The organism is Eoetvoesiella sp. (assembly GCF_035555955.1).
Taxonomy (GTDB): domain Bacteria; phylum Pseudomonadota; class Gammaproteobacteria; order Burkholderiales; family Burkholderiaceae_B; genus Eoetvoesia.
The window spans coordinates 1-11,990 of sequence record NZ_DATMGA010000023.1 but is presented as its reverse complement, the minus strand read 5'-3'; the positions used below and the strand labels follow the sequence as shown (position 1 = coordinate 11,990).

11 protein-coding genes are annotated in these 11,990 nt (G+C 61.9%); 1 reads left to right on the top strand and 10 read right to left on the bottom strand.

Annotated features, from left to right (window positions below; genetic code table 11):
- The first annotated feature begins 24 nt into the window (after positions 1–24).
- Positions 25–450 carry a nucleoside deaminase gene (locus VNT00_RS07115; RefSeq protein ID WP_325585908.1) on the top strand — a complete coding sequence of 142 codons (426 nt, stop codon included), beginning with the start codon at positions 25–27 and terminating at the stop codon, positions 448–450.
- 590 nt (positions 451–1,040) lie between these two features.
- Here VNT00_RS07115 and VNT00_RS17885 read toward each other — a convergent pair.
- From VNT00_RS17885 to VNT00_RS07060, 10 genes are all read right to left on the bottom strand, one after another.
- On the bottom strand, positions 1,041–1,574 hold the full coding sequence (locus VNT00_RS17885) for a DUF2818 family protein (protein WP_414650903.1): 534 nt from the start codon (positions 1,572–1,574) through the stop codon (positions 1,041–1,043).
- Positions 1,575–1,583: 9 nt separating this feature from the next.
- Positions 1,584–3,071, bottom strand: a complete 1,488-nt coding sequence (gene nuoN / locus VNT00_RS07100; protein WP_325585967.1) for an NADH-quinone oxidoreductase subunit NuoN — start codon at positions 3,069–3,071, stop codon at positions 1,584–1,586.
- Between the two features lie 9 nt (positions 3,072–3,080).
- Complete coding sequence (locus VNT00_RS07095) at positions 3,081–4,583, bottom strand: NADH-quinone oxidoreductase subunit M (RefSeq protein ID WP_325585965.1); 1,503 nt, start codon at positions 4,581–4,583, stop codon at positions 3,081–3,083.
- Positions 4,580–6,595, bottom strand: a complete 2,016-nt coding sequence (gene nuoL / locus VNT00_RS07090) for an NADH-quinone oxidoreductase subunit L (RefSeq protein ID WP_325585906.1) — start codon at positions 6,593–6,595, stop codon at positions 4,580–4,582. Before nuoL ends, VNT00_RS07095 begins: the two co-directional genes overlap by 4 nt.
- 16 nt (positions 6,596–6,611) lie before the next feature.
- On the bottom strand, positions 6,612–6,920 hold the full coding sequence (gene nuoK / locus VNT00_RS07085) for an NADH-quinone oxidoreductase subunit NuoK (protein ID WP_325585904.1): 309 nt from the start codon (positions 6,918–6,920) through the stop codon (positions 6,612–6,614).
- The gene (locus tag VNT00_RS07080; protein ID WP_325585902.1) at positions 6,917–7,546 is read right to left on the bottom strand and encodes an NADH-quinone oxidoreductase subunit J; all 630 of its coding nucleotides are present in this window, start codon (positions 7,544–7,546) and stop codon (positions 6,917–6,919) included. Before VNT00_RS07080 ends, nuoK begins: the two co-directional genes overlap by 4 nt.
- 14 nt (positions 7,547–7,560) lie before the next feature.
- Complete coding sequence (gene nuoI / locus VNT00_RS07075) at positions 7,561–8,049, bottom strand: NADH-quinone oxidoreductase subunit NuoI (RefSeq protein ID WP_325585900.1); 489 nt, start codon at positions 8,047–8,049, stop codon at positions 7,561–7,563.
- 18 nt (positions 8,050–8,067) lie between these two features.
- Positions 8,068–9,141 carry an NADH-quinone oxidoreductase subunit NuoH gene (gene nuoH / locus VNT00_RS07070; protein ID WP_325585898.1) on the bottom strand — a complete coding sequence of 358 codons (1,074 nt, stop codon included), beginning with the start codon at positions 9,139–9,141 and terminating at the stop codon, positions 8,068–8,070.
- Positions 9,142–11,469, bottom strand: a complete 2,328-nt coding sequence (gene nuoG, locus VNT00_RS07065; protein WP_325585896.1) for an NADH-quinone oxidoreductase subunit NuoG — start codon at positions 11,467–11,469, stop codon at positions 9,142–9,144.
- A gap of 14 nt (positions 11,470–11,483) precedes the next feature.
- Positions 11,484–11,990: NADH-ubiquinone oxidoreductase-F iron-sulfur binding region domain-containing protein (locus VNT00_RS07060; protein ID WP_325585894.1), on the bottom strand; the 507-nt coding region annotated here is incomplete at its 5' end.

Genomic DNA, 11,990 nt, shown 5'->3' with positions numbered 1-11,990 from the left:
AAGGAGCGGCTCATGGACCCTTTTATGCTGGCGGCAATTGAAGAGGCCCGGCTCGGCCTGGCGGAAGGCGGTATCCCGATCGGTTCGGTCATCGTCCACGACGGCAAGATCATCGGCCGAGGCCACAACCGGCGCGTGCAAAAAGGCAGCGCCATCCTGCACGGCGAGATGGACGCCTTCGAAAACGCGGGCCGGCAACCGGCCAAGGTTTACCAGGAATCGGTTCTCTATACCACGCTGTCGCCCTGCCCGATGTGCAGCGGGGCGATCCTTCTGTACGGAATTCCGAAAATCGTGGTGGGCGAGAACAAAACCTTCATGGGCGATGAAGACCTGCTGCGGTCCCGCGGGGTCGAGGTCGAAGTACTGCAGGACGCTGACTGCATCGGATTGATGCAGTCCTTCATCGATTTGAAGCCAGAGCTGTGGAACGAAGATATCGGGGTATAAAAGGCGTCTTTGAGTCCTTGACCGGCGGTTTTAGCCTAGCTGGTTTTGCTCAGGTCGCTGCGGCTCCGGCTGCGCCGGAGCTACCCGGCCAGCCAAGCCAAATCGGGCGCTCGCGGAACTCGCGCGAACGGATACCCACTGGGTATCCGTAAACGCCGCGCTCGAACAGCCGCTCACTTGCCTCCCGATTTGACTCGCCTAGCCGGCTGGCTCCAACTTCACAAATCCAGCCAAGCTAAAGCCGCCTTGCAGATATGAAGGTTGAGGCAAATTCAATGCTTGCCATGGATGGCGCAAATCTCCCAACACACATGCATAAGGCCGTTGCGGCCCCGCGGGTTTTGCGAAGTTGGAGCAAGCCATTTCGGCGCTTGTTTTCAGGAGGCAAGCGAGCATCTGTTCGAGCGCGGCGTTTACGGCCAGCCGGGGGCTGGCCGTTCGCGCGAGTTTTGCGAGCGCCTGAAAACAAGCGTTGAAATGGGAAGCCCCGGCGTAGCCGGGGCCGTGGCGACCTGAGCAAAACCCGCGGGGCCGCAACGGCCGGTTAAGGACTCCAAAATCGGCCGCTTAAGGAAGCCGACACTGGCCCCTTATCCCCGGTGCCGATGCCGCAACAGATAGCAGTACACGAAGCCCGGATAAGCCAGCACCAGGTACAGGCACAAGCTGATGACGTAGAACTCCCAGTCCTTGGGAAAGGCGTTGCCGATATTGATTTCGAAGGCCAGGCCCAGCGTTCCCACCAGGGCATACAGCACCAGGACCTCAAGCAAACGCACCACGAACGACTTGTGGATGCGCTTGTTGATGTCACGCCAGCCCGGATAGCTGAGCAGCAGCACCACGGCCACGGCCAATACCGCGATCTTGACCAGGAACAGGCCCATCGACGCCGCGTCGGCGCCGACCAGCGCGCCCCCTACCCAGCCCAGGATCGCAAAATGCAGGCCGACCAGAATGGCGAAAAACACAATCGATTCCAGCAGGCGCAGCCAGGCCGGCCGGCGGTCTTCCCCCTTTTGAAGCCAGGGCAGCATCAATAGCGGGCGCCGAATCAAAAACGGGAGGCTGGCGGTTGCCAATGCAAGGACGATAAGAATCCAGACCGCCACCGGCTGCTCCATGACTACCCTTTAAAAACCCAGCGATGTTTGAATTGCATGCACGCAAAGCGCCATCAGGCCGCCGGGCAACACGCCCAGGACAATCAGCGCCAGGCCGTTCAGCGACATCAGGCCATGCGGCAACACCCCGCCCGCAACAGGCGCCGTCTCGCCCTCGGGCTCGTCGAAATACGCCATCTTGACCACGCGCAGGTAGTAGAAGGCGCCGACCAGCGAGAACAGGACCGCCACGACAGCCATGGCGACGTGGCCCGCGCCGACCAGGGCCTGCAGCACCGCCAGCTTGGCGTAGAAGCCCGCCAGCGGAGGAATGCCCGCCAACGAGAACATGGAAAGCAGCAGCACGCCGGCCAGCACCGGGTTGCGCCGGTTCAGGCCTTTAAGGTCGGAGATATTCTCGCATTCGAAACCCTTGCGGCTGAGCAGCAGGATGAGCCCGAAGGTGACCAGGGTAGTCAGCACGTAAATGACCATGTAGAACAGCGCCGAGCCGTATGCTTGCCCCGTGGCCTGGGGATTGTTCTCGACCACGCCCGAGAGCAGGCCCAGGAACACGAAGCCCATGTGCGAAATGGTGGAGTACGCCAGCATGCGCTTGAAATCGGTCTGCGCGATGGCGGTGATGTTGCCGATGGCCAACGACAGCACCGCCATGATCAGCAGCATGGGCTGCCAGTCCAGCGCCAGACCGTGCAGGCCTTCGATGAGCAGGCGCAGTATCAGCGCGAAGGCGGCCAGCTTGGGCGCCGCGGCAACCAGCAGCGTCACCGCCGTGGGCGCGCCGTGGTAGACGTCGGGCACCCACATGTGGAAAGGCACGGCGCCCAGCTTGAAGGCCAGGCCGGCCACAATGAAGACCACGCCGAACACCAGTGGCAAGGTGTGAACCTGGCCGGTGGCGATGATGTGGGCGATGCGGGCCAGGTCGAGCTGGCCGGTGGCGCCGTAGATCATGGAAAGGCCATACAGCAAGATGCCGGACGCCAGCGAACCCAGCACGAAATACTTCATGGCCGCCTCGGTGGCCTTGACGTTTTCGCGGCGCAGCGCGATAAGGGCATACAGGGCGAAAGACATGAGCTCCACGCCAAGGTACACAGTAAGCATGCTGCCGGCCGAGATCATGACCATCTGGCCCAGCAAGGCAAACAGCGACAAGGTGTACATTTCGCCGCCGTGGCTGAGCATTTCGCGCTCCTCGGCATATTGGCGGCCGTAGATCAGCGTAATGGCAACCGTAATGTACGACGCAATCTTGAGGAAATGCGACAGCGAGTCGACCACGAACATGCCGTTGAACGTGGTGCCGGCGACACCGTCGCTCCATTGCACCGCATTGGCCACGGCAACGATCAGCAAGGACAGCAGGCTCAGGATGAACGTCGAATGGCGGTTCTTCGATTTGCTGAACGCGTCGAAGATCAATACCACAACGGTCAAAATCAGCAGCAGAATCTCAGGCAAAGCCAGGGCGAATTGAAAATGATTTTGCATAATGATCCGGGCTTACAGTTTCGAGACGGAGACGTGTTGCAACAATGCCTGCACCGATACATGCATGACGTCGGTAAACGGCTTGGGATGGATGCCCATGTACAGAACCAGGATGGCCAGGACTCCCAGGATGAAGAACTCGCGCTTGCCCAGGTCGGCCATGGCGCGCACTTCTTCATTGACAATGTCGCCCAGCGCCACGCGCTTGAACATCCACAGCGAGTAGGCGGCGCCCCAGATCAAGGCGGTGGCGGTCAGAAGGCCGATCCAGAAGTTGTGCTCGACCGCGCCCATGATGACCGTGAATTCACCCACGAAGCCGCTGGTGGCCGGCAGGCCGCAATTGGCCAGCGAAAACAGCAGGAAGAAAGTGACGAAGCGCGGCATGACGTTGATGACCCCGCCATAGGCATCGATTCGGCGCGTGTGCAGGCGGTCGTAAAGCACGCCTATGCACAGGAACATGGCGCCCGACACGAAGCCGTGCGAGAGCATCTGCACGATGGCGCCTTCCAGGCCTGCCGTATTGAAGATGAAAAAACCCAGCGTGACGAAGCCCATGTGGGCCACCGACGAATACGCCACCAGCTTTTTCATGTCGTCCTGGACGATGGCCACCAGGCCGATGTAGATGACGGCAATCAGCGACAAGGCGATCATCAGGCCTGCCAGGCTGTGCGAGGCGTCGGGCGCGATGGGCAGGGAAAAACGCAGGAAACCGTACGCGCCCAGCTTGAGCATGATGGCCGCCAGCACCACTGAACCGCCCGTAGGCGCCTCGACGTGCGCGTCGGGCAACCACGTATGCACCGGCCACATGGGAACCTTGACCGCGAACGCGGCAAGCAGCGCCAGGAAGACCAGGAGCTGCGGCGTATAGCCCAGCTTCATGTGCTGCCATGTCTGGATGTCGAACGAACCGCCCGCCACATGCCACAAATAGATGAAGGCAATGAGTGTAAGCAGCGAGCCGGCCAGCGTATACAGGAAGAACTTGAACGCGGCATACACGCGGTTGGGGCCGCCCCAGGCGCCGATGATCAGGTACATGGGAATGAGCGTGGCTTCGAAGAACACGTAGAACAGCATGCCGTCCAACGCGCAGAAAACCCCCACCATGAGACCGGACAGGATCAGGAACGACGCCATGTATTGCGCCACGCGCTTGGTGATGACTTCCCAGCCCGCCAGCACCACCACAATGGTGAAGAAAGCGGTGAGCAGCACGAACCACATCGAGATGCCGTCGATGCCCAGGTGATAGTTGACCGCGAAGGTCTCGATCCAGGGCACGTTTTCGACGAACTGCATGTCTGCCGTGTCGTAGCGAAAACCCGTGTAAAGCGGCAAGGTCACCAGGAAACCCAATACCGAGCCGATCAGGGACAGCCAGCGCGTAAGGCCCGGACGGTCGTCGCGCCCCACCAGCAGGACGATCAGCCCCGCCACGATGGGAACGAAAATGGAAAGAGTTAGCCAGGGAAAGGTAGAAGACGCCATATCGCTAGTCATCAGTGAACCGTCAGCACGAAAAAGGTTAGAAACGCCATGATGCCGATGATCATCGCGAAAGCGTAATGGTAGATGTAGCCCGACTGCAGATAGCGGCTGATCGATGCGACCATGCCCACCACGCGCGCGCTGCCATTGATCACGATGCCGTCGATGATGCCGCGGTCGCCGCCCTGCCACAGCCCGCGCCCCAGGCAACGCGCGCCGCGCGACAGGACTTGTTCGTTGAACCAGTCGGCGTAGTACTTGTTTTCCAGGATGGTGTACAGCCAGGAAAGCTTGTTCTTTATGGCCTCGGGCAGGCGCGGATTGACCAGATAGCCGTACCAGGACACCACGAAGCCCGCAACCACCAGCCAGAACGGCAGGGTCAGGAAGCCGTGCAGGGCGAACTCGACCCAGCCGTGCCAGTGCTCGGCCAGATCGGCCATGGCCGGATGCTGGGGAAGCACGGCGATGACGCCCTTGAAATAGCCGCCGAACAGCAGCGGATCGATGGCCCAGGCGCCGGCGATGACGGAAGGAATGGCCAGCAGCACCAGCGGCACGGTCACCACCCACGGCGACTCATGCGGCGTGCCGTGATGGCCATGATGCTCGGCATGTTCGCCATGGTCGTCATGCCCATGCGCGGCGGGCTCGGCATTGAAACGCTCTTTGCCGTGGAAGACCAGGAAGTACACGCGGAAAGAGTACAGCGACGTGACGAACACGCCGATGAGCGTCGCGTAGTAGGCGAAGCCCGCGCCCCATACATTGGCCGCGCCGGCGGCCTCGATGATGTGCTCCTTGGAATAGAAGCCCGCAAAGAACGGCGTGCCCACCAGGGCCAGCGTGCCGATCAGGAAGGTGATCCAGGTGATCGGCATGTATTTGCGCAGGCCGCCCATGTTGCGGATGTCCTGGTCGTGGTGCATGCCGATGATGACCGAGCCGGCGCCCAAAAACAGCAGCGCCTTGAAGAAGGCGTGGGTCATCAGGTGGAAGATGGCCACCGAGTAGGCCGAGGCGCCCAGCGCGACGGTCATGTAGCCCAGCTGCGACAGGGTGGAGTACGCCACCACGCGCTTGATGTCGTTCTGGATGATGCCCAGTATGCCCAGGAACAGCGCGCCGATGGCGCCGATGATGATGACGAATGACAGCGCCGTGGACGAAAGCTCGAACACCGGCGAGAAGCGCGCCACCATGAAGATGCCGGCCGTCACCATGGTTGCCGCGTGAATGAGGGCGGAAATCGGCGTAGGGCCTTCCATGGAGTCGGGCAGCCAGGAATGCAGCGGCACTTGCGCCGACTTGCCCATGGCGCCTACGAACAAGGAAATGCAGGCCACCGTCACCAGCTTCCAGTCCGTGCCGGGAAAGCCCAGGCTTGCCAGCTTGTCGGTCTGGTGGAAGATTTCGCCGTAGTTCATGGTGCCCGTGTAGGCGAACAGCAGGCCGATGCCCAGGATGAAACCGAAGTCGCCCACGCGGTTGACCAGGAAGGCCTTCAGGTTGGCGAAAATGGCCGTGGGCCGCGTATACCAGAAACCGATCAGCAGGTACGAGACCAGGCCCACCGCTTCCCAGCCGAAGAACAGCTGCAGCATATTGTTCGACATCACCAGCATCAGCATGGAGAAGGTGAACAGCGAAATGTAGGCGAAGAAACGCTGGTAGCCGGGATCGTCGGCCATGTAGCCGATGGTGTACACGTGCACCATCAGCGACACGAAGGTGACCACCACCATCATCAGGGCGGTAAGCGAATCGATCAGGAAGCCGACTTCCAGCTTGGCCGAGCCGATGAAGTTCCAGGTATACACCGTGCCGTCGAAGGTCTGGCCATTGAGCACCTGGAACAGTACGACGACCGAGCCGATGAACGAGATCAGCACGCCCAGGATGGTAATGATGTGCGCGCCCTGGCGGCCTACCTGGCGGCCCAGAAAGCCGGTGCCGAACAGGCCGACAAGCAAAGCGCCGGCCAGCGGCGCCAATGCTATAAGTAGATAGAGACTGGTTGAACTCATAGTATTTGTAATCCCATCAACCTTTAAGGTGGTCTAGTTCTTCGACATTGATCGTATTCAGGTTGCGGAACAGCAGCACCAGAATCGCCAGGCCGATGGCGGCTTCAGCGGCGGCCACCGTCAAGATGAAGAAAACGAACACCTGGCCGGAAGCGTCGCCGAACCAGGTCGAGAACGCCACGAAGTTGAAGTTGGCGGCAAGCAGGATAAGCTCGATCGACATCAGCAAAATAAGCAGGTTGCGGCGATTCAGGAAGAAGCCGAACACGCCGATGGCGAACAGGATGGCGCCAAGAACCAGGTAATGGGCAAGTGTTATGGTCATTTCGATTCTCCCGATGCGGCGGGCTGGGCCTTGGGCTCGGTTTGCGAAGGAATGCTCACCAGGCGCAGGCGGTCTTTGGCGCGCACGCGAACCTGGTCGGCGGGATTGTTGTACTTGACGTCGCGCCGGCGGCGCAGGGTCAGCGCAATCGCCGAAACCATGCCCAGCAACAGGATCACGGCGCCCACTTCGACGGCGAACACGTATTGGGTATACATGAGCGTGCCCAGCGCGCGCGTGTTGTTGTAGTCGGCCGGGACTGAGGCCTGCGGGCCGGCGCCGGCCCACAGCTTGGCGATGACGAACGCCATTTCCAGAACCATGATCAGGCCTATGCCCAGACCGAGCGGCAGGTAAACCTTCAGGCCAGTGCGCAGCGAGGCCATGCGCATGTCCAGCATCATGACCACGAAAAGGAACAGCACCATGACGGCGCCGACATACACCAGCACCAGCAGCAGCCCCAGGAACTCGGCCCCCGCCAGCACCCACAGCATGGACGCCGTAAAGAAGGCCAGAATGAGATGCAGCACCCCGGTAACGGGGTTGGGCGCCGAAATGACGCGGAACGCCGCCACCACCAGGATGACGGACAGCACATAGAACAGGACGGTAGCAAAAGTCATATCAGGCCCTGGAATCAACGATAAGGAGCGTCTTCGGCTCGACGACGCGCAATTTCCGGCTCGTACCGATCACCGATGGCCAGGAGCATGTCCTTGGTGTAGTACAGGTCGCCGCGTTTTTCGCCGTGGTATTCATGGATATGCGTTTCCACGATGGAGTCCACGGGACAGCTCTCTTCACAGAAGCCGCAGAAAATGCACTTGGCCAGATCGATGTCGTAGCGCGTCGTGCGGCGCGAACCGTCCTCGCGTTCCTCGGATTCGATAGTAATAGCCAACGCCGGGCACACAGCCTCGCAAAGCTTGCAGGCAATGCAGCGCTCTTCGCCATTGGGATAGCGACGCAGCGCGTGCAGCCCCCGGAAACGCGGCGAAGCAGGCGTTTTTTCCTGCGGGTAGCGCAGAGTGATCTTGCGCTTGAAAAAATACTTGCCGGTCAGGCGCATGCCCTTCAGCATTTCGGACAGCATGAAGCTGCCGAAGAAATCTTTAATTGCATCCATATCTTGCCCCAGTCCGCCTCAATGCCAAATGTTCCACGGCGTTTGCATCCAGATCGCAACGATCAGCAGCCATATGCCGGTGAAGGGAATGAATACCTTCCAGCCCAGGCGCATGATCTGGTCGTAGCGATAACGGGGAAACGTCGCCCGGAACCAAATGAACATCGACACCACACAAAACGTTTTAATGCCCAGCCACAGCCAGCCCGGCACCCAGGTAAAGGGCGCCGCATCGATGATGGGCAGCCAGCCGCCCAGGAACATGATGGAGGCCACCGCCGACAGCAGGATCATGTTGGCGTATTCGCCCAGGAAGAACAGCGCGAACGCCGTGCCCGAGTATTCCACCATGTGGCCCGCCACGATTTCCGACTCGCCCTCGACCACGTCGAAGGGGTGGCGGTTGGTCTCGGCCACGGCGGACACCACGTAGATGACGAACAGCGGCAGCAGCGGCAGCCAGTTCCAGGACATGAAATTGACGCCATGCGACGCGAACCAGCCCTTGTCCTGCCCTATCACGATGTCGCTCATGTTGAGCGAGCCCGACACCAGCAGCACAGTGATCATGACGAAACCGACGGCCAGCTCGTAAGACACCATTTGCGCCGCGGCGCGCATGGCGCCCAGCAAAGCGTACTTGGAGTTGGAAGCCCAGCCGGCGACGATGACGCCATATACGCCCAGTGACGTAACCGCCATGATGTACAGCAGGCCGGCGTTGACGTTGGACAGGACCAGCTGCGGGCTGAACGGTATGACCGCCCAGGCCGCCAGGGCCGGCATCAGCGTGACGACGGGCGCCAGCACGAACAGCACCTTGTTGGACTTGCTGGGCATGATGAGCTCTTTGCTCAGCAGCTTGAACACGTCGGCGAACGGCTGCAGCAAGCCGCGATAGCCCACGCGGGTGGGCCCCAGCCGTATGTGCATGGCGCCGATCATCTTGCGTTCCCAATAGGTAAGATAGGCCACGCAAAGAATCACGGGAACGGCGATCAGGACGATCTTGATAATCGTCCAGACCACGTACCAGGGCGTTGCGCCGATAAGGCTGGTACCGAAGTTATCGAGTGCGGTCACCCATTCCATTTAGACGCCCTCCACCGAAAGCTGCCCGAAAGCGCCGCCCAGCGGCAGGGTTTCGGCGAATGCGGCGGAAAGGCGCACCGCGCCCTGCGCCACGGCATTGTCCAGCAATGCTGTCACAGTGATTTCTCCTTGCGGGGAACGGACACGCACAGTCCGGCCCGATTCCACACCCAGGCTGGCCAGCGTGGCGGCGCACATGCGGGCCTGCGGAGCCTGGGAGGCGGCGGTCTGTTGCAACGGTTCGGCGCGGCGCACCATGGCGTCGCTGCGATAGATGGGCACGTCGGCAACGCGCTCGAGTCCCGCCGGCGCCGCGGCAAGCCCGATGGCGCTTTGCACATCGTTGGACAAATGCGCCTCGACGCCGCCGACCAGAACGCTGTCGCGGATGGATTCCGAGGTTTCGTCATCGAAGCCGGGCAGTTCGAACAAGTTGCCCAGCACACGCAGAACCTTCCAGGCCGGGCGCGTGTCGACGAACGGCGCGGCGGCGCCCTTGAAGCTTTGCGCGCGCCCTTCGGCGTTGATGAACGTGCCCGAGGTTTCGGTGAACGGCGAAACGGGGAGCATGACATGCGCCCAGTCCTGGGCGGCGGAGCGATAGGAAGTGAGCGCCACCGTGAACTCGGCCGCCTGCAGCGCCTGCAACGCCTGCGCGCCGTTGTCGGCGTCGAGCGCGGGCTCGGCATGCAGCACGATATAGGCCTTCAAGCCGTCGGCCAGCATTTGGGCCGCCGTCAGGCCGTCCGCCCGGGGCGTGGCGCCTGCAACGTAGCCGCCCACCGTATTGCCGCCGGCGGTCAGGAAGCCCAGCCTGCCCTTGGCCGCCTGGGCCAGGGCCTGCGCATTGGCGGCGATGAGCGAGGCCTGGGGCGAAGCCACGGCCAGGTTGCCCAAAAGCACCGCCACGTTTTCACCCGAAGCCAGGCTGGCTGCAATGCGCTTGGCTTCTTCCGAAGGTTCCTGCGCGCCGAAGGCATCGGGCACAGTCTGCTCGGTGGCCTGGGCCAGCGCGACCAGCACTTCGGCCACGGCATTCGGCAAGGCGCCAGGCGTTACAGTCAAACGCCCTTGAACGGGGAACAGGGGGTCGTCGGCCCCACAGTCGATAAAGGAGATTTGCGTGCCGTGCTTGGCCGCCTGGCGCAGACGCTGCGCGAACAAGGGGTGGTCCTTGCGCAGGAACGAACCCACCACCAGAACGCGGTCCAGCTTGCCGAGTTCGGCAATGGGCATGCCCAGCCAGGGCACGCCGGCCACGGCCTTATCCAGGCCGGCGTCGGTCTGGCGCAGGCGGAAATCGACGTTCTCGGAGCCCAGGCTGCGGGTCAGCCGGGCCAGCAGGGCCAGCTCTTCGAGCGTGGCCTCCTGGGTGCCCAGGGCGCCGATCTGCGTCGCGCCGTGCTGGTCGCGCACCTGGTTGAGCCCCTTGACCACCGCCTGCAGCGCATCGCTCCAGGAGGCTTCGCGCCACTGGCCGTCGGCCGTGCGGATCATGGGATGGGCCAGGCGGTCTTCGGTATAAAGCCCGGTATAAGCATAGCGATCGCGGTCGCTGATCCAGCACTCGTTGACGTCTTCGTTCTCGAACGGCACGACGCGCATGACACGGTCGCCCTTGACCTGCACGACCAGGTTGGCGCCCACGCTGTCGTGCGGGCTGACGGAACGGCGGCGGGCCAGTTCCCAGGTGCGGGCCGTATAGCGGAAAGGCTTGGAGGTCAGCGCGCCCACGGGGCAGATGTCGATCATGTTGCCCGACAGCTCGGACTCGACGGCACGGCCCACGAACGACGTGATTTCAGAATGTTCGCCGCGGTTGACCATGCCCAGCTCCATGATGCCGCCGACCTCTTGCCCGAAGCGCACGCAGCGGGTGCAATGGATGCAGCGCTGCATTTCCTCGGCGGACACCAGAGGGCCCATTTCCTTGTGGAACACGACCCGCTTTTCTTCCTGGTAGCGCGATGCCGAGGCGCCGTAGCCCACGGCCAGATCCTGCAATTGGCACTCGCCGCCCTGATCGCACACCGGGCAATCGAGCGGGTGGTTGATGAGCAGGAATTCCATGACGCTTTTCTGCGCGGCGACGGCCTTGGCGGAAGCCGTATGCACGATCATTCCGTTGGTGACGGGCGTGGCGCAGGCCGGCATGGCCTTGGGCGCCTTTTCGACTTCGACCAGGCACATGCGGCAGTTGGCCGCGATGGAGAGTTTCTTGTGGTAGCAAAAATGCGGCACGTAAAGCCCCAGCTTGTGGGCGGCCTGCATGACCATGCTGCCCTCGGGGACTTCAACCTTTTTGCCGTCGATGGTAAGTTCAACCATTGCGTGTCCTGAGCCTACAGATATTTGGGCACCACACAGCTCTTGTGCTCGATGTGGTGTGCGAACTCGTCGCGAAAATGTTTGATGAAACTGCGCACCGGCATGGCGGCGGCATCGCCCAAAGCGCAAATGGTGCGCCCCATGATGTTGGAAGCGACCGAGTCGAGGACATCCAGATCTTCGGGACGGCCCTGCCCGTTCTCGATGCGGTTGACCATGCGCCACAGCCAGCCCGTGCCTTCGCGGCACGGCGTGCACTGCCCGCAGCTTTCTTCGAAATAGAAATACGACAGGCGCAGCAGCGACTTCACCATGCAGCGGGTTTCGTCCATGACGATGACCGCGCCCGACCCCAGCATGGACCCGGCCTTGGCGATCGAGTCGTAATCCATGGTGGTGTCCATCATGATGTCGGCGGGCAGCACCGGGGCGCTCGAGCCGCCGGGAATCACGGCCTTGAGCTTGCGCCCGCCCCTGACCCCGCCGGCCAGTTCCAGCAAGGTCGAGAACGGCGTGCCCAG

What these genes read in the sequence shown, in the direction of transcription:
- VNT00_RS07115 (WP_325585908.1), top strand. Translation starts at nt 25, where the DNA reads ATGCTGGCGGCAATTGAAGAGGCCCGGCTCGGCCTGGCGGAAGGCGGT.
- VNT00_RS17885 (WP_414650903.1), bottom strand. Translation starts at nt 1,574, where the DNA reads ATGGAGCAGCCGGTGGCGGTCTGGATTCTTATCGTCCTTGCATTGGCA.
- nuoL (WP_325585906.1), bottom strand. Translation starts at nt 6,595, where the DNA reads ATGAGTTCAACCAGTCTCTATCTACTTATAGCATTGGCGCCGCTGGCC.
- nuoK (WP_325585904.1), bottom strand. Translation starts at nt 6,920, where the DNA reads ATGACCATAACACTTGCCCATTACCTGGTTCTTGGCGCCATCCTGTTC.
- VNT00_RS07080 (WP_325585902.1), bottom strand. Translation starts at nt 7,546, where the DNA reads ATGACTTTTGCTACCGTCCTGTTCTATGTGCTGTCCGTCATCCTGGTG.
- nuoI (WP_325585900.1), bottom strand. Translation starts at nt 8,049, where the DNA reads ATGGATGCAATTAAAGATTTCTTCGGCAGCTTCATGCTGTCCGAAATG.
- nuoH (WP_325585898.1), bottom strand. Translation starts at nt 9,141, where the DNA reads ATGGAATGGGTGACCGCACTCGATAACTTCGGTACCAGCCTTATCGGC.
- nuoG (WP_325585896.1), bottom strand. Translation starts at nt 11,469, where the DNA reads ATGGTTGAACTTACCATCGACGGCAAAAAGGTTGAAGTCCCCGAGGGC.